Below are 17,177 nucleotides of genomic sequence, written 5' to 3' on the forward strand. Positions count from 1 at the left end.
CCCGCTCGGGCCGGGGGTTCCGTCCTCAAACGCCGGACGGGCTGGTTGTGGCCGAGGGTTCCGTCCTCAAGCGCGCCGGACGGGCTGGTTGCGGCCCGGGCCCGTCCTCACCACCGGACGCGGGCAGGTCGTGGCCCAGGGCGCCCGCAAGCGCCGGACGGGCGCGGTGGCCGGGCGAGCTGAACCGCGCTGGGCAGCACGCGAAAGAGGGCGCCACCAGGACGCCCTCACCCGCGGCCGATCTCAGACGTACCGCTCCAGGATCGACGACTCCGCCAGCCGCGAAAGCCCCTCCCGCACGCTGCGCGCCCGCGCCTCGCCGACGCCGTCCACGGTCTGGAGGTCGTCCACGCTCGCCGCCAGCAGCTTCTGCAGACCGCCGAAGTGCTCCACCAGCCGCTCGATGATCGCCCCAGGCAGCCGCGGCACCTTCGCCAGCAGCCGGAAGCCCCGCGGGGACACCGCCGAGTCCAGCGTCTCGGGCGAGCCGCTGTAGCCCAGCGCCCGCGCCACCACCGCCAGCTCCAGCAGCTCCGTGTGGCTCAGCGCGTCCAGCTCGGTCAGCGCCTCCGCCACCGTGCGCGACCGCTTCGCCGTCGGCTCGGGGACGTAATCCCGGACGACCAACTCCCGCTCCGGCTCCACCCCGGCGATCAGCTCGTCCAGCTGGAGGGAGAGCAGACGCCCGTCGGTGCCGAGCTCGACCACGTACTCCGCGATCTCCGTCGCGATCCGCCGCACCATCTCCAGCCGCTGCGCCACCGCCGTCACGTCCCGGACGGTGACCAGGTCCTCGATCTCCAGCGCGGACAGCGTGCCCGCCACCTCGTCGAGGCGCAGTTTGTACCGCTCCAGCGTGGCGAGCGCCTGGTTGGCCCGGGACAGGATCGCCGAGGACTCCTCCAGGACCCGCCGCTCCCCGTCCACGTACAGCGCGATCAGGCGCATCGACTGGGAGACCGAGACGACGGGGAAGCCGCACGCCTTGGAGACCCGGTCCGCCGTGCGGTGACGGGTGCCCGTCTCCTCCGTGTGGATCGAGGCGTCCGGGACCAGCTGCACGCCGGCCCGCAGGATCTTGGTCATGTCCTTGTCGAGGATCAGCGCCCCGTCGAGCTTGCACAGCTCGCGCAGGCGCGTCGCCGTGAACTCCACGTCCAGCACGAATCCGCCGGTGCACATCGACTCGACGGTCTTGTCCATGCCCAGCACGATCAGCCCACCGGTATTGCCGCGGAGAATGCGCTCCAGGCCGTCCCGCAGGGCCATTCCGGGCGCGACCGCGCTCAACGAGGCGCGCATCAGCGCCTCGTTACCGGTGCCTTGGCCGGACTTTCCGGGCGTCGTCGCCCGGTCGTTGGCTGCCACTGCACTCCTCCGGTCACAGGTTGCGATGCCCTTGCGTCCCCCATGCCGTGTCCACGGGCGGGCGAGACCAGGGCAAAGTCTACCGGCGCGCGTTGTCTTCCTGACGAGGCTGCGGCGCCTCTTGACGAGACCGGCGCGGGAGGACCCGCAGAGCGTCGCCCATGTCGGCGACTTCCGTGACCTTCATACCGGCCGGGACCTTGCCCGGGTCCGTCGGAACGAGCGCGTGGGTGAAGCCCAGACGGTGTGCCTCGGCCAGTCTCCGCTGCACCCCGGTGACCCTCCTGACCTCGCCCGCGAGCCCCACCTCACCGATCGCGACCAGGTTCTTCGGGAGCGGGGTGTCGCTGGCCGCGCTGGCCAGCGCGAGCGCGATCGCCAGGTCGGCGGCGGGCTCGGTGAGCTTCACGCCGCCCACCGTCGCGCTGTAGATGTCCCGCTTGCCGAGCGCGGTGATCCGGCCGCGCTGCTCCAGCACGGCGAGCATCATCGAGACCCGGGAGGTCTCCAGACCCGAGGTGGTGCGCCGGGGCGAGGGGATCTGCGAGTCGACGGTGAGCGCCTGCACCTCGGCGACCAGGGGCCGCTTGCCCTCCAGGGTGACCGTCAGACAGGTGCCCGGCACCGCCACGTCGCGGCGGGTCAGGAAGAGGCCGGAGGGGTCGGCGAGACCGGTGATGCCCTCGTCGTGCAGCTCGAAGCAGCCGACCTCGTCGGTCGCCCCGTAACGATTCTTGACGCCGCGCACCAGCCGCAGCCGGGCGTGCCGGTCGCCCTCGAAGGACAGCACCACGTCCACCAGGTGCTCCAGCAGCCGGGGCCCGGCGATCGCACCGTCCTTCGTGACGTGGCCGACGAGCAGCGTGGCCATCCCGCGCTCCTTGGAGGCCCGGATCAGCGCCCCCGCGACCTCCCGGACCTGGGCCATCCCGCCGGGTGCGCCGTCGATCTCGGGCGAGGCGACCGTCTGCACCGAGTCCAGGACGAGCAGCGAGGGCTTCACCGCGTCCAGGTGGCCGAGCACCGCGGAGAGGTCGGTCTCCGCCGCGAGGTAGAGGTGGTCGTTGATCGCACGGATCCGGTCGGCCCGCATCCGGACCTGGCTCGCGGACTCCTCGGCGGTCACGTAGAGCGTGCGGTGGTCCTCGCTCGCCGCCTTGGCCGCCACGTCCAGCAGCAGCGTCGACTTGCCGACGCCCGGCTCGCCCGCCAGCAGCACGACGGCGCCCGGCACGAGCCCGCCGCCGAGCACCCGGTCCAGCTCACCGACGCCGGTCGAACGGGCGGTGGCCTGCCGGCTGTCGACCTGGCCGATCGGCACGGCCGCCGTGGAGACCCGGCCGGCCGCGGTGGTGCGCACGGCGGGGGCGCCGCCGAACTCCTCGACCGTCCCCCACGCCTGGCACTCGGGGCAACGGCCGAGCCACTTGGCGGTGGTCCAGCCGCATTCGGTACAGCGGTAGGACGGCCGGTCCTTCGCGGATTTCGTACGGGCAGCCATGGCGCCACCGTATAGGTGGGGTACGACAACGCCTCCAGGGCGGCGGCGCGCGGGGCCCTTCCGCGCGCAGGGCGCACGGAAGCGCGCCGGAGCACCACGGGCGGAATGCGTGATCCCTGTCCTCTTTCGAGGGATACGTTCACCCGTAAGGATTAAATGTGCTCCAGGGGCACTTGCGGCATGTGCTCCTCTGCCTACGGTCGCCGGGTGACGAGCAGCAGGCTGGAGACCCCGACGCACACCACCGGCGCACACCGGGCGCACCGCCGAGTGACCCACGCCCCGGCACAGCGACCGCCCGCACGTTACGAGCCGTATCTCGACGGACTCTTCACCTACTGCCTCTCCGTGCTCTGCGACCACGACGCGGCCGCCGAAGCGCTCGGCGCCGCCCTGTCGGTCGCGGACCGGCAGGACGCCCGGGGCCCCACGGCCGAGGAGGAACGTAAATCCTGGCTGTACGCGCTGGCCCGCTGGACCTGCCTGCGCACCCTCACCGAGCGCGGACGCGGCCGCCAGGCCCACCGCCGTCCCCCGGGGACGGTCAAGCCGCCCCGGACGGCCAGGGCCTCCGAAGCGCGGAAGGGCTCCAAGGCCTCCGCGGCCTCCGCGCCGTCCTGGCATCCGGGGGCGCACACCGCCCGGCGCACGCCGGAGCACGCCTGGCCCGCCACCCCCGAGGACGCCACCGCGCCCGCCCCCTCCGAGTCGCCGGCCGCCGAGGCACGCCGCCGGGAGCTCGCCACACTCGCCTGGCCCGAGGCCGCGGGCACCACCCCGGAGCAGCGTGAAGCCCTCGAACTGGCCGTGCGCCACGGGCTCGCCCCGCGCGCCGTCGCCACCGTGCTCGGTCTGGAGCCGGCCACCGCCCGGGAGCTGCTGGCCGGCGCGGCCTGCGAGGTGGAGCGCACCCGCGCGGCCCTCGTGGTCGTCGAGAGCGGCGGCTGCCCCACCGTCGCCCGGATCACCGGCGACCACCAGGTGCTGCTCTCCGCCGCCCTGCGCCGCGAGCTCGTCCGGCACGTCGACGACTGCCCCCGCTGCCGCCGTGCCGCCGAGCGGGCCGATGCCGCGGGGCCCTGGCCCGGAGCGGCCCTCGCCCCGGTCGCCGCCCTGCCCCTCGTCGAGGCCCCCCGCCCCTCCGTGTACGTCGCGATGGCCCAGGCCCAGCGCTCCCGCGCCGCCGGCCCGCGCTTCGACCGGGCCGGGTATCCGCTCGACCCCAAGGACCAGGCCGCCCGCCGGGACCGGCTGCGCGCCCGGGTCGTGACGACCACGGTCGTCGCGACGGTGGTCGCCGCCCCCGTGATCGCCCTGTGGGCCGCGTACCGGGGGCGCCCCAGACCGGCGAGGGCCACGACGGGACCTCGGTCACCGCCACGGAGGCCGACGGCGTCGGCGGCACGAGCGGCGACTCCTACAACGGCACCGACGACACCGGCCACGCCGGCGACGGCCGCCCCGGCGACCGCTTCGGCGCCCGCGTCCCGGATGTCACCGCCGAGGTCGTCAGCACCGGCGGCGCCCGGCACGGCGACGCCCGGCTCGCGGTGACGGCCCGGACCTCCGGGGCCGTCACGACGCTCACGTTGACCGCCTCCGGCCGGGGCCCGGTCAGCTGGTCGGCGGTGACGGACGCTCCGTGGCTGCGCCTCAGCCGTACGTCCGGCACGCTCGCGGCCGGGCAGAGCACCACGATCGTGGTCTCCGTGATCCGGGACGCGCAGCCGGGCGGACCGTGGCGGGCCCGGATCTCACTGACGCCCTCGGGTTCCGCCGTGCTCATCGACGGTCACGGGGCGACGGCCCCGACGACGGGCGGCCCGCGCCCCACGCGCCCGGGAACGGACTCCCCCCGGCCCACGGACCCGGGCACCACGGACCCCGGCCCGACCGACCCGGGCCCGACCGATCCAGCTCCGACCGACCCCGGCCCCACCGACCCCGGACCGGGCCCGACCGACCCCACCGATCCGCCCGACCCCACGGACCCGCCGGACCCGACCGACCCGCCCGAACCGACACCGGGCCCCACCGACCCGACCGACCCGAGCCCCACGGACCCGGCCCCGACCGACCCCGCCCCCTCCGCCCCGGACCCGGCGGGCTGAGCCCCGGACCCGGCGGGCCGAGGGCCCGCCGGCCGGGCTCAGTGCTTCTTCGGCGCCGGACGCGGGTCCGCCGGGTGCGGGGCCATCGGCAGCAGCGACGACAACCGCTCCTCGCAGAGCTCCACCAACCGGTCGTACCCCTCCTTGCCCATCAGCTCGATTAGCTCCGGGCGGTAGGACACGTACACCGGGTCGCCGGCCCCGTGCGCCGAGGTGGCCGAGGTACACCACCAGTGCAGGTCGTGACCGCCCGGACCCCAGCCCCGGCGGTCGTACTCACCGATCGTCACCTGGAGCACCCGCGTGTCGTCGGGCCGGTCGATCCAGTCGTACGTCCGCCGCACCGGCAGCTGCCAGCACACGTCCGGCTTCGTCTCCAGCGGCTCCTTGCCCTCCCGCAGCGCCAGGATGTGCAGCGAGCAGCCCGCCCCGGCGGGAAAGCCGGGCCGGTTCTGGAAGATGCAGGAGCCCTCCCAGCGGCGCGTCTGGCGTTCGCCGTCCTCGTCCACGCCGACCCACCCCGTCTCCGTGCCGACGTCGTGGAACTGCCACAGCTCGGGAGTGAGCCGGGCCACGTGGCCCGCGACCCGCTTCTCGTCGTCCTCGTCGGAGAAGTGCGCGCCCAGCGTGCAGCAGCCGTCGTCCGCGCGGCCCGCCTGGATGCCCTGACAGCCGCTGCCGAAGATGCAGGTCCACCGGGAGGTCAGCCAGGTCAGATCGCAGCGGAAGACCTGTTCGTCGTCGGCCGGGTCGGGGAACTCCACCCAGGCCCGCGCGAAGTCGATGCCCTTCTCATCGGACGGGGCCGCGGACGGGACCGGCCCGCTCGCCCCCGGCTGCGCTGCCTGCTTGTTCGACTTCTGCTTCTTCGTGGCTTTGTCCTGCTTAGCCTTTTTCGTCTTTGGCACGCGCCCAGAGTAAGTCCGACGGCGCAGTAGCGTTCCCGTATGAGACTCGGAGTCCTCGACGTGGGATCGAACACGGTTCATCTGCTGGTGGTCGACGCCCACCCCGGCGCCCGCCCGCTGCCCGCGCACTCGCACAAGGCGGAGCTCCGCCTCGCCGAACTCCTCGACGAGGGCGGCGCGATCGGCCCCCTCGGCGTGGACCGGCTCGTGGCGACGATCGCCGGCGCGGTCCAGGCCGCCGAGGACAAGGGGTGCGAGGACGTGCTCGCCTTCGCCACCTCCGCGGTGCGCGAGGCGACCAACGCGGACGTGGTCCTGGAGCGCGTACGGGTCGAGACCGGCGTCGACCTCGCGGTCCTCAGCGGTGAGGAGGAGGCCCGGCTGACCTTCCTGGCCGCCCGCCGCTGGTTCGGCTGGTCGGCGGGGAAGCTGCTCGTCCTCGACATCGGCGGCGGCTCCCTGGAGATCGCCTTCGGCATCGACGAGGAGCCGGACACCGCCGTCTCGCTGCCGCTCGGCGCGGGCCGCCTCACCGGCGCCTGGCTGCCGGACGACCCCGCCGGCCCCGAGCAGGTCAGGGCGTTGCGCCGGCACGTACGGGCCAGCATCGCGCGGACGGTCGGCGAGTTCAGCCGGGCCGGCCGCCCCGACCACGTCGTCGCCACCTCGAAGACCTTCAAGCAGCTCGCCCGGATAGCCGGCGCCGCCCGCTCCGCGGAGGGCCTGTACGTCCAGCGCTCGCTGAGCCGCAAGGCGCTGGAGGACTGGGTGCCCAAGCTGGCGGCGATGACGGTCGAGGAGCGCGGCCGGCTCCCCGGAGTCTCCGAGGGCCGGGCCGCCCAGCTGCTCGCCGGGGCCCTGGTGGCCGAGGGGGCGATGGACCTGTTCGGCGTCGAGGAGCTGGAGATCTGCCCCTGGGCCCTGCGCGAGGGCGTCATCCTGCGCCGCCTGGACCACCTCCCCGCGGAACGCGCCGCCCTGCTGGGCTGACGTACGGCGGCGGGACCCGGGCCGCACCACTCGGTTGACATCGCGGGGGCGGACTCCGGGCCGCACCGCTCAGGTGCCGTTGCGGCGGCGGCTCCGGGCCGCACCGCTCCGGTGACGTACGACGGAACGAGCCGCACCGATCACGTGACGTACGGTGACGGACCCATGGCCCTGATCACTTTCCGCCAGGGGACCTCGGCGCGGCGCACCCGTGCCCGTACGCTGTCCAGGTGGCAGAACCAGTGGTGCGCATCCCCGATGCGAAGGTCGCCCTGTCAACGGCCTCGGTCTACCCCGAGTCCACCGCGACGGCCTTCGAGATCGCCGCGCGCCTGGGGTACGACGGCGTCGAGGTCATGGTCTGGACCGACCCCGTCAGCCAGGACATCGAGGCCCTGCGCCGACTCTCCGACTACCACCGGGTCCCGATCCTCGCGGTGCACGCCCCCTGCCTCCTGATCACCCAGCGCGTCTGGTCCACCGACCCCTGGGTCAAGCTCCAGCGGGCCAGGGTCGCCGCCGAGAAGCTCGGGGCCTCCACCGTCGTGGTGCACCCGCCGTTCCGGTGGCAGCGCAACTACGCCAAGGACTTCGTGACCGGGATCTGGCGGATGGCTCAGGAGACGGACGTCCGGTTCGCCGTCGAGAACATGTACCCCTGGCGCTACCGGGACCGCGAGATGCTCGCGTACGCCCCCGACTGGGACGTCACCAACGACGACTACCGGCACTTCACGGTCGACCTCTCGCACACCGCGACCGCCCGCACCGAGGCGCTCGCCATGGTGGACCGGATGGGCGACCGCCTCGCCCACGTCCACCTCGCCGACGGCAAGGGCTCGGCCAAGGACGAGCACCTGGTGCCCGGCCGGGGCGACCAGCCGTGCGCGGAGCTGCTGGAGCGCCTCGCCCGTACGGGCTTCGACGGCCATGTCGTCATCGAGGTCAACACCCGCCGCGCGATGTCCTCCGCCGAACGCGAGGCCGACCTCGCCGAGGCGCTGGCCTTCACCCGCCTCCACCTGGCGACCGCGACCGCTGCCGACGGCCCGCCCCCGAGGATCCGCCGCCCGTGACCGAGGAGCCCGACCGGCCGCCCGTGACCGGGGAGCCCGACCGGCCGCCCGTGACCGAGGGCGCTCCCGCCGCCCCCGCGCCGCGCCGCCGGGGCCGGCCCTCCCGCAAGGCCGCGTCCGAGGGCCCCGACGCCCGTACGCGCATCCTGGAGGCGGCCCGTACGGAGTTCGCCGAGCGGGGCTACGACAAGACGTCGATCCGGGGCATCGCCAAGGCCGCGGGGGTCGACGCGGCCCTCGTCCACCACTACTTCGGCACGAAGGACGAGGTCTTCGCCGCCGCCGTCGAGGTCACCTTCGAACCGGCCCTGGTCGTCCACACCGTGCTCGGCGGCCCGCCGGAGGGCCTGGGGGAGCGGCTGGCGCGTTTCTTCCTCTCCGTGTGGGAGGACCCGGCGACCCGCTCCCCCCTGCTGGCGATCCTGCGCTCCGCGCTGACCCACGAGGCGGCGGCGAAGGTGCTGCGCGAGTTCGTCCTGCGGCGGTTGCTGGAGCGGATCGCGGCGGAGCTGGACGTTCCGGACGCGACGTTCCGCGCCGAGCTGGCCGCCTCGCACATGATCGGCATCGCGACGCTCCGGTACATGATCCGTGCCGAGCCGCTCGCCTCCGCCGATCCCGAGGACATCGTGGCGATGGTCGCCCCCACGCTCCAGCGATACTTGGGCGAGCGCTGAACCCCGGCCGGAACTGACCGTCCACCGGCCACCGCGTCCCGCATTCCGGACGGGCTGTCCAGATCTTGGATCCGGGGCGTACGCTCGAACGCAGTCTTTTCTTTAACTGTCGGAGGCAGTCCCCCTGCCGAAGGAGCGAGCGACGATGCCGCAGCTGAGGTCCCGCACGGTCACCCACGGACGCAACATGGCGGGCGCGCGCGCCCTTATGCGCGCGTCGGGCGTAGCGAGCGCGGACATCGGCAAGCCGATCATCGCGGTCGCCAACTCGTTCACCGAGTTCGTCCCCGGCCACACCCACCTCGCCCCGGTCGGCCGGATCGTCTCCGAGGCGATCCTGGCGGCGGGCGCGGTCCCGCGCGAGTTCAACACCATCGCCGTGGACGACGGCATCGCGATGGGCCACGGCGGCATGCTCTACAGCCTGCCCTCCCGCGACCTGATCGCCGACTCCGTGGAGTACATGGTCGAGGCGCACTGCGCGGACGCTCTGATCTGCATCTCCAACTGCGACAAGATCACCCCGGGAATGCTGATGGCCGCCATGCGCCTCAACATCCCGACCGTCTTCGTCTCCGGCGGCCCGATGGAGGCCGGCAAGGCCACCCTGGTCGACGGCACGGTCCGCAAGCTCGACCTGGTCAACGCGATCAGCGACGCGGTCGACGAGTCCATCTCCGACGAGGACATGCTCCGCATCGAGGAGAACGCCTGCCCCACCTGCGGCAGCTGTTCCGGCATGTTCACCGCCAACTCGATGAACTGCCTGACCGAGGTCCTCGGCCTCTCCCTCCCCGGCAACGGCTCCGTCCTCGCCACGCACACCGCCCGCCGGGCGCTGTACGAGGACGCCGGCCGCACGGTCGTCGAGATCACCAAGCGCTACTACGAGCAGGACGACGAGACGGTCCTGCCGCGCGCCATCGGCACCCGCGCCGCGTTCGACAACGCGATGGCGCTGGACATCGCCATGGGCGGCTCGACCAACACGATCCTGCACCTGCTGGCCGCCGCCGAGGAAGCGGAGCTGCCGTACGGCCTCGACGACATCAACGAGGTCTCGCGCCGGGTCCCCTGCCTCTCCAAGGTCGCCCCGAACGTCGCCCCCGGCGGCACGTACTACATGGAGGACGTCCACCGGGCCGGCGGTATCCCCGCCCTCATCGGCGAGCTCCACCGCGGCGGCCTGCTCAACGAGGACGTGCACGCGGTGCACTCCGACACCCTCGCCGAGTGGCTGAAGAACTGGGACGTCCGCGGCGGCTCCCCGTCCCCCGAGGCCATCGAGCTGTGGCACGCCGCCCCCGGCTGCGTCCGCTCCGCGACCGCCTTCTCGCAGTCCGAGCGGTGGGACACCCTCGACCTGGACGCGGCGGGCGGCTGCATCCGCGACGTCGAGCACGCGTACTCCAAGGACGGCGGCCTCGCCGTTCTCAAGGGCAACCTCGCCGTGGACGGCTGTGTCGTGAAGACGGCCGGCGTCGACGAGTCGATCTGGACCTTCGAGGGCCCGGCCGTCGTCTGCGAGTCGCAGGACGAGGCCGTCGACAAGATCCTCCGCAAGGAGATCCAGCCGGGCGACGTCGTCGTCATCCGGTACGAGGGCCCGCGCGGCGGCCCCGGCATGCAGGAGATGCTCTACCCCACCTCCTTCCTCAAGGGCCGAGGTCTGGGCAAGGTCTGCGCCCTGGTCACCGACGGCCGCTTCTCCGGCGGCACGTCGGGCCTCTCCATCGGCCACGCCTCGCCCGAGGCGGCCTCCGGCGGCACGATCGCGCTCGTCGAGGACGGCGACCGGATCCGGATCGACATCCCGAACCGCTCCATCGAACTGCTGGTCGATGACGCCGAGCTGGCCACCCGACGCGAGGCGCTGAACGGCGTGTACGCGCCGAAGAACCGCGAGCGCAAGGTCTCGGCCGCACTGCGCGCCTACGCGGCGATGGCCACGAGCGCGGACCGCGGCGCGGTCAGGGACATCTCGAAGCTGGGCTGACGTCCCGGCTCAGGGGCTCGGCCTCCCCGGGGCCTTCGGGCACCTCTCCGAGGGCTCCGGTGACCATCCCGGCCTGCCCGGTGGCTCCGGACGACCTTCTCAGTCCCTCCGGCGACTCTCCCAGCGGCTCCGGGCGACCCATTCAAGCCCCTCCGGCGATTGAGGAGCGGGGTCCGGGGCAGAGCCCCGGGAGGAGCCCGAGGACGGACCCGGGCCTCACCAGCCCCCCGGCTCCGCCCCGTCCACCGCGAAGACCGACCCGTCCGGCGCCGTCCCCACGACCGTCCGCCCTGCCGTGACCGGGGCGGGCAGCGCGGAGGCGTAGGCGAGCTTCCCGCCGCTCAGCCGCGCCCGGGTCTGCCCCACCAGCGCACCCCGGTCCGTGTCGACGGCCAGCAGCCGCCCGTCCGCTGCGGAGAAGTACAGGTGGCCGCCCTCCCCGAGCACCGGAGCGGAAGCCCGCCCGACCCCCGTCTCCAGCCGCCACAGCTCGGCCTTCGCACCGCCCGCCGCGGTGTCGACGGCCAGCAGCGACCCGCCCCGCGCCAGCAGGTACGCGACGTCCCCGGCCATGACCGCCTGCGGCCCGTCCAGCGTGAAGGGCAGCGGGACCCGGGTCGATCCGCCGGTGCCGGGCGCGTACCGCACCAGCTCCGTGGTGTCCGAGTTCTCGTCCATCGCCGTCAGCACCAGCTCCCCGGCCCCGGCGGTCCCGACCGGGGTGAGGGCCCCGTCCAGCCGCCGTTGCCAGGACACCCGGCCGGACGTGGCGTCCACCGCCGTGACCAGGGTCGACGCGCCGGAGGACGTCTGCTCAAAGGCGTAGGCGAGCCCGGACGCCCCGTCGTGCAGGGCGAAGTCGGGCCGGCTGTGCTTCGCCAGCGGCCCCTCCCAGCGGGTCGCCCCGCTCGCCCCGTCCAGCGCCGTCACCGTGCCGTCGTCCGCGACGGTCAGCAGCGTGTCGCCCGCCGGGAACGCGCCACCTGGACTCGCGGACAGGGCGGTGTCCCGGACGGCGGTGCCCTTCACCGGGTCGAACGCGCGCAGCTTCCCGTCCGGACCGGCGGACAGCACGACCCCGCCCGAGACGACCGGGGCGTGGGCGGCCGTCCGCGACGACGAGGACCGGGCCGACCACAGCACGCGCCCGTCCGCCGGATCGATCCTGGCGGTGCCACCCCCGGCCGCCGAGCAGTACAGCGCTCCCCCCGCCCCGGCGGTGGAGCAGGCGGGCGTGGCGGTGCCGGAGGTCCGCAACGCGGTGCGCCACGGGGTGACGGCGGCCCCGCCCCGCCCCCCTCCGGCCCCCGCGCGTTCCGGCTCCGGGCGGCTCGCGTCCGTACCGCCGCCCCACACGGCGTACGCCCCGGCGCCCGCCCCCGCCACCAGCAGGAGCAGCGCCGCCGCCACGACCAGCCGGACGCGCGGCAGCCGCCGGGGCCGCACCACGGGCGCGGGGCCCACATGCGTGTCCGCCTCCGAACCGTCCCGCTCCCGCGCCGCCGGCACCGCCGCCGCGACCACCGCCCGGCGCCGCTGCGACGGTAGGAACGCCTCGGCCTCGTACGACGGCGGCAGCAGCGCCTCCATCACCTCGCCCGGCGTGGGCCGGTCGGCCGGGTCCTTCGCCAGGCACCGGGCGACCAGCGGCGCGAGGTCCTCCGGCACTCCGCCCAGGTCCGGCTGGTCGTGCACCACCTGGTACGCCACGATGTACGGGCTGTCCGAGTCGAACGGCCCCCGGCCCGTCGCCGCGTGGACGATCACGGCCCCCAGCGCGAACACGTCGACCGGCGGCCCGACCTCGCGCGGCCGCTGGAACTGCTCGGGAGCCATATAGGGCGGCGAGCCGATCAGCTTGCCCGTCTCGGTGCGCAGATCACTGTCGTACGGCCGGGAGATCCCGAAGTCGATGACCTTGGGGCCCCCGTCGGTCAGCAGCACGTTGCTCGGCTTCAGATCGCGGTGGATCACGCCCGCCCGGTGGATGTCCCGCAGCGCCTCGGCGAGCCCGGCGGTCAGCCTGCGCAGCTCGGCGGGGGCCATCGGGCCGCTCCGCCTCACCTGTTCGGCGAGCGTGGGCCCGGGAACGTAGAGGGTGGCCATCCAGGGCCGCCCGGCCTCCGGATCGGCGTCGACGACGGGAGCCGTGAACGCCCCGCTCACCCGCCGCGCGGCCGCCACTTCCTGCCGGAACCGCGCCCTGAACTCGGGATCCGCCGCGTACGGCGCGTGCACCACCTTCACCGCGAGCTGCATCCCCGAGGCCGAGCGCGCCAGATGCACGACCCCCATGCCGCCCGAGCCGAGACGGGCCTCCAGACGGTAGACGCCGGCGTAACTCGGAAACTCCGCTTCCGGATGCGCTCCGGGCTCTCGCAGCGGCGGCATCGTCCACCCCCGTGTGTTCGTGCGCATGCGACGCACGGAGCCTAGTCGATGGTGCCTGGGAGAGGCACGGGGCTTGCTAGCCTGCGCGTCGTACGCGCCTCGCGTACGCGACATCTCAACGGGGGAGGCCCATATGGGCGTTGGAGAGCACACCGCAGAGCCCACGCGCGACGAGGTGGACGGGGCGGAAGGGGCGACGGCCGTGGCGGAGGCCGAGCTGAAGGTGGAGACCACCGCGTCCGGCACCCGCTACCCGGTCGCCCCGGGCTACCGGGTCAACGTCCGTACCGGCCCCGGCACCAGCTACCGCATCGTCAGGACCATGCCGTACGGACAGAAGATCCCGATCTACTGCCAGAAGCCGGGCGAGACGGTCACCGGCCCGTACGGCACGTCGAACCTCTGGGACAACATCGCCAACGGCCAGTTCGTCGCGGACGCCTACGTCTACACGGGGCGTGACGGCTACGTCGCACCGCGCTGCGACTGACGGCTCCGCCGGGCACCCGGGGGCTGCGGGGATAATCGACCTCGTGAGCGAGAACAGCGCAGCCCCCGGCACCCCGCCCGCCACGGCCCCGGGCCCGCGGCCCGAGCCCATCCGCTTCTTCGGCACGACCTGGGTCGACCACGACGGCGGTTACGGCCTCCGGCGCGTCGGCGTCGCCGTCGGCTCGCTGGCCGCCGCCGTGGCCGCCTGCTTCCTCCTGCGCTTCGCCTACGAGGGGCTGGAGATCGCGGAGGTCGGGGGCATCGTCGGGATGCTGGTGATCGGGATGTTCTCCGTCTGCAGCGCCATCGCGTTCCGCAAGACATGGGAGGGCTTCGGCGCCCGCCCGAAGGACCCGGGCCGCGAGGACTCCCTGCGCGGCCTGAAGTCGATCGGCTTCATCGGCTCGCTCCTCGCCTACTTCGTCCGCTCGCTCACCGAGGCCCCGGGCGAGAAGCTGCGCCGCACCGAGTACGAGAAGGCCCGCGTCCAGTTCGAGAAGCGCCGCTCGACCCGGACCGGCAACCCGGCGGCCCGCAGGACCTCCGGCCGCAAGCGCCCCAAGCGCGCCTGAGGGCCGGCCACACCCGCCCGAGAGACGACGCGGCAGCCCGCCGACCCCGCGTCGGCGGGCTGCCGTGTTCAGCCCCGCGCCCCACCGCTGGACGCGACCCCGTGAGGGGACTGCATCGCGGACCCCATGACGGGACCTCTTGACGGGCGGCACTGTCGGACGAAGAATTCAACACATGATGAATTACGGACCCGGGGCCACGCCGACCGAGCCCCCGACGCACCCACCACCCCCGGCGATCGAAGCCCGCGGCCTCACCGTCGTCCGCGGTGACCGCACCGTCCTGCGCGCCCTCGACTTCACCGTCCGCCCCGGCAGCATCACCGGCCTCCTCGGCCCCTCGGGCTGCGGCAAGACCACGCTCATGCGCACCGTGGTCGGCACCCAGGCCAGGGCCACCGGCACCCTCGACGTCCTCGGCCGCCCCGCCGGCGACCCCGCACTGCGCAGCCGCGTCGGGTACGTCACCCAGGCGCCCTCCGTCTACACCGACCTCACCGTCCGGCAGAACCTCGACTACTTCGCCGCCGTCCTGCACCCCGGCCGCGCCCACCGGGACGCCCGCCGCGACGCCGTCACCCGCACCATCGAGGACGTCGACCTCACCAGCCACGCCGCCGCCCTCGCCGGGGCGCTCTCCGGCGGCCAGCGCAGCCGTGTCTCACTGGCCGTCGCCCTCCTCGGCACCCCGGAGCTGCTGGTCCTGGACGAACCGACCGTCGGGCTCGACCCCGTACTCCGCCGCGACCTCTGGGACCTCTTCCACCGCCTGGCCGCCGACCGCTCCACCGCGCTCCTCATCTCCTCCCACGTCATGGACGAGGCCGAGCGCTGCCACCGCCTCCTCCTGATGCGAGGCGGCCTGATCCTCGCCGAGGACACCCCCGACGCACTGCGCCGCCGCACCGGCACGGAGACCGTCGAGGAAGCGTTCCTCCACCTGGTCGACGAACACCCGGCCGACATGGCCACGCCACCCACCCCGCCCCACACCCAGGAGGCCTCCCGATGACGGCCACCGCCCCGCCCGCGACCGAGGGCGCCCCCGCCCGCCCGCTCACCCCGTCCCGCACGGCAGCCACCGCGGGCCGCGTCCTGCGCCAGCTGACCCACGACCCCCGCACCATCGCGCTCCTCGTGATCGTCCCGGTCCTGCTGATCACCCTGCTCCGTTACGTCTTCGACGGCGCGGCCGGGACCTTCGACGCGACCGGGGCCTCACTCCTCGGCATCTTCCCGCTGATCACGATGTTCCTGGTGACCTCGATCGCCACCCTGCGCGAACGCACCTCGGGCACCCTGGAGCGCCTTCTCGCCCTCCCCCTGGGCAAGGGCGACCTCATCGCGGGCTACGCCCTGGCGTTCGGCGCGGTCGCGGTTCTCCAGTCGGTGCTCGCCACGGCCGTCTCCATCTGGCTGCTGGGCCTGGACGTCGCCGGCTCACCCTGGCTGCTCCTCCTGGTCGCCCTGCTCGACGCCCTGCTCGGCACCGCGCTCGGCCTGTTCGTCTCCGCGTTCGCCGCGTCCGAGTTCCAGGCGGTCCAGTTCATGCCGGCGGTGATCTTCCCCCAGCTCCTGCTGTGCGGCCTGTTCACCCCGCGCGAGGCGATGCACCCCGCCCTGGAGGCGGTCTCGAACGTCCTGCCCATGTCGTACGCGGTCGACGGCATGAACCAGGTCCTCCACCACCCCGACATCACCGGAGACTTCGTCCGCGACATCGCCGTGGTCGCCGGAAGCGCCCTCCTGGTCCTCTGCCTCGGCGCGATCACCCTCCGCCGCCGTACGCCGTGAGAACCCCGATGCGAGGATGACGACGGGACGACGGCCCGCCCCAGACGACAGAGCACAGCCCAGAGCACAGCCCAGCACCGCCCGGAGGGTGAACGCATGACCCAGACAGTCGCAGTCCTCGGCACCGGCAAGATCGGCGAGGCCCTGCTCAGCGGGATGATCCGGGCGGGCTGGCGACCGGCCGACCTCCTGGTGACCACCCGCCGCGGCGACCGGGCCCAGGAACTGCACACGCGGTACGGGGTCGAGTCCGTCACCAACGCGGAGGCTGCGAAGAACGCAGACATCCTCATCCTCGCGGTCAAGCCGCAGGACATGGGCAAGCTCCTGGACGAGCTCGCCCCGCACGTCACCGCCGACCGCCTGGTCATCAGCGCCGCGGCCGGCATCACCACCGCTTTCATCGAGGACCGGCTCACCCCGGACACCCCGGTCGTCCGGGTCATGCCCAACACCCCGGTCCTCGTCGACGAGGGCATGTCCGTCATCTCCGCCGGCAGCCACGCCACCGGCGCGCACCTCGCCACCGCCGAGGAGATCTTCGGCGGCGTCGGCAAGACCCTGCGCGTCCCGGAGTCCCAGCAGGACGCCGCGACCGCCCTCTCCGGCTCCGGCCCCGCCTACTTCTACTTCCTGGTCGAGGCCATGACCGACGCGGGCATCCTGCTCGGCCTGCCCCGCGCCCAGGCCCACGACCTCATCGTCCAGGCCGCGATCGGCGCAGCCGTCATGCTCCGGGACAGCGGCGAACACCCCGTCAAGCTCCGTGAAGCCGTCACCAGCCCGGCCGGCACGACCATCAGCGCCATCCGCGAGCTGGAGAACCACGGAGTGCGCGCGGCCCTCATCGCCGCCCTGGAGGCGGCCCGCGACCGCAGCCGCGAACTGGCCTCCGGCAACGGCTGACGACCGGCTGAGCCCCACCGTCAACCCCCGGCCACCGGCACCACCGGCCGGGGGTTGACACACTCCGGACACCTCCGTAGTGTGCTCCGAGTTGTCCGACGTGAGCGCCGACTCCGGTCGGTCCCCGGACAGCCATTCCGCAGTAACCACGACAGAACGCGCGACCTCGTGTCGCATGCTCTTTCGTGTGCCTGCGCGAAATGAGGAATCCGCGTTCGAAGGAACGCACCCCGATTAGCGTCGGGGCGCAGGATTCCGCTAAAGTCTCACTCGTCGGAACGGCCCAACAGCCGGGAGGACAAGCCCCACTGACTGGGAATCAGGCCCGAAAGGATCTGATAGAGTCGGACTCGCCGGAAAGGGAGAACGCGAAAGCGGAGGAACTGGAAAGCGAG

At 73.6% G+C, this 17,177-nt stretch carries 13 protein-coding genes and 1 pseudogene; 10 read left to right on the plus strand and 4 right to left on the minus strand.

All coding sequences use genetic code 11. From position 1 onward, the window contains the following. Positions 1-243: 243 nt before the first annotated feature. Positions 244-1,368, minus strand: coding sequence for a DNA integrity scanning diadenylate cyclase DisA (gene disA, locus AC3CH1_RS08240; protein WP_007456913.1), 1,125 nt, complete (start codon positions 1,366-1,368; stop codon positions 244-246). A gap of 79 nt (positions 1,369-1,447) precedes the next feature. Then, positions 1,448-2,869: a DNA repair protein RadA gene (gene radA, locus AC3CH1_RS08245; protein ID WP_018959693.1), complete on the minus strand. Its 1,422-nt coding sequence runs from the start codon at positions 2,867-2,869 to the stop codon at positions 1,448-1,450. A 180-nt stretch (positions 2,870-3,049) separates the two neighbouring features. Between radA and AC3CH1_RS08250 the strand changes: the two are divergent. Continuing rightward, positions 3,050-4,980 (plus strand): annotated as a pseudogene (locus AC3CH1_RS08250) (BACON domain-containing protein). Positions 4,981-5,018: 38 nt separating this feature from the next. Here AC3CH1_RS08250 and AC3CH1_RS08255 read toward each other — a convergent pair. After that, complete coding sequence (locus AC3CH1_RS08255; protein WP_488462315.1) at positions 5,019-5,888, minus strand: DUF3109 family protein; 870 nt, start codon at positions 5,886-5,888, stop codon at positions 5,019-5,021. 39 nt (positions 5,889-5,927) lie between these two features. On the opposite strand from AC3CH1_RS08255, the gene AC3CH1_RS08260 reads away from it, so the two are divergent. The 4 genes from AC3CH1_RS08260 to ilvD all read left to right on the plus strand — a co-directional run bounded on the left by AC3CH1_RS08260 (position 5,928) and on the right by ilvD (position 10,627). Further along, positions 5,928-6,878 carry a Ppx/GppA family phosphatase gene (locus tag AC3CH1_RS08260; RefSeq protein WP_488462316.1) on the plus strand — a complete coding sequence of 317 codons (951 nt, stop codon included), beginning with the start codon at positions 5,928-5,930 and terminating at the stop codon, positions 6,876-6,878. Positions 6,879-7,120: 242 nt separating this feature from the next. Further along, entirely contained in the window at positions 7,121-7,954 is an 834-nt protein-coding gene (locus tag AC3CH1_RS08265) for a sugar phosphate isomerase/epimerase family protein (RefSeq protein ID WP_488462460.1), read from the plus strand. Between the two features lie 50 nt (positions 7,955-8,004). Beyond that, on the plus strand, positions 8,005-8,631 hold the full coding sequence (locus AC3CH1_RS08270; protein WP_488462461.1) for a TetR/AcrR family transcriptional regulator: 627 nt from the start codon (positions 8,005-8,007) through the stop codon (positions 8,629-8,631). Between the two features lie 145 nt (positions 8,632-8,776). Beyond that, positions 8,777-10,627, plus strand: a complete 1,851-nt coding sequence (gene ilvD, locus AC3CH1_RS08275; RefSeq protein WP_488462317.1) for a dihydroxy-acid dehydratase — start codon at positions 8,777-8,779, stop codon at positions 10,625-10,627. A gap of 216 nt (positions 10,628-10,843) precedes the next feature. On the opposite strand, the gene AC3CH1_RS08280 is transcribed toward ilvD, so the two are convergent. Next, positions 10,844-13,018, minus strand: a complete 2,175-nt coding sequence (locus AC3CH1_RS08280; RefSeq protein ID WP_488462462.1) for a protein kinase domain-containing protein — start codon at positions 13,016-13,018, stop codon at positions 10,844-10,846. Between the two features lie 133 nt (positions 13,019-13,151). On the opposite strand from AC3CH1_RS08280, the gene AC3CH1_RS08285 reads away from it, so the two are divergent. From AC3CH1_RS08285 to proC, 5 genes are all read left to right on the plus strand, one after another. Then, positions 13,152-13,508 carry an SH3 domain-containing protein gene (locus AC3CH1_RS08285; RefSeq protein WP_488462318.1) on the plus strand — a complete coding sequence of 119 codons (357 nt, stop codon included), beginning with the start codon at positions 13,152-13,154 and terminating at the stop codon, positions 13,506-13,508. Between the two features lie 43 nt (positions 13,509-13,551). Next, the gene (locus AC3CH1_RS08290) at positions 13,552-14,082 is read left to right on the plus strand and encodes a hypothetical protein (protein ID WP_488462319.1); all 531 of its coding nucleotides are present in this window, start codon (positions 13,552-13,554) and stop codon (positions 14,080-14,082) included. A 175-nt stretch (positions 14,083-14,257) separates the two neighbouring features. Next, positions 14,258-15,094 carry an ABC transporter ATP-binding protein gene (locus AC3CH1_RS08295; RefSeq protein ID WP_488462320.1) on the plus strand — a complete coding sequence of 279 codons (837 nt, stop codon included), beginning with the start codon at positions 14,258-14,260 and terminating at the stop codon, positions 15,092-15,094. Next, positions 15,091-15,876 carry an ABC transporter permease gene (locus tag AC3CH1_RS08300; RefSeq protein WP_488462321.1) on the plus strand — a complete coding sequence of 262 codons (786 nt, stop codon included), beginning with the start codon at positions 15,091-15,093 and terminating at the stop codon, positions 15,874-15,876. Before AC3CH1_RS08295 ends, AC3CH1_RS08300 begins: the two co-directional genes overlap by 4 nt. A gap of 96 nt (positions 15,877-15,972) precedes the next feature. Beyond that, positions 15,973-16,782, plus strand: a complete 810-nt coding sequence (proC, locus tag AC3CH1_RS08305) for a pyrroline-5-carboxylate reductase (RefSeq protein ID WP_050356729.1) — start codon at positions 15,973-15,975, stop codon at positions 16,780-16,782. The last annotated feature ends 395 nt before the right edge of the window (positions 16,783-17,177 follow it).

Source organism: Streptomyces sp. MGP-P1 (assembly GCF_057766565.1).

Excerpts from the sequence above, each read along its gene's own strand:
- AC3CH1_RS08280 (WP_488462462.1), bottom strand. The coding sequence starts at position 13,018 with ATGCCGCCGCTGCGAGAGCCCGGAGCGCATCCGGAAGCGGAGTTTCCG.
- ilvD (WP_488462317.1), top strand. The coding sequence starts at position 8,777 with ATGCCGCAGCTGAGGTCCCGCACGGTCACCCACGGACGCAACATGGCG.
- proC (WP_050356729.1), top strand. The coding sequence starts at position 15,973 with ATGACCCAGACAGTCGCAGTCCTCGGCACCGGCAAGATCGGCGAGGCC.
- AC3CH1_RS08285 (WP_488462318.1), top strand. The coding sequence starts at position 13,152 with ATGGGCGTTGGAGAGCACACCGCAGAGCCCACGCGCGACGAGGTGGAC.
- AC3CH1_RS08295 (WP_488462320.1), top strand. The coding sequence starts at position 14,258 with ATGATGAATTACGGACCCGGGGCCACGCCGACCGAGCCCCCGACGCAC.
- AC3CH1_RS08300 (WP_488462321.1), top strand. The coding sequence starts at position 15,091 with ATGACGGCCACCGCCCCGCCCGCGACCGAGGGCGCCCCCGCCCGCCCG.
- radA (WP_018959693.1), bottom strand. The coding sequence starts at position 2,869 with ATGGCTGCCCGTACGAAATCCGCGAAGGACCGGCCGTCCTACCGCTGT.
- AC3CH1_RS08260 (WP_488462316.1), top strand. The coding sequence starts at position 5,928 with ATGAGACTCGGAGTCCTCGACGTGGGATCGAACACGGTTCATCTGCTG.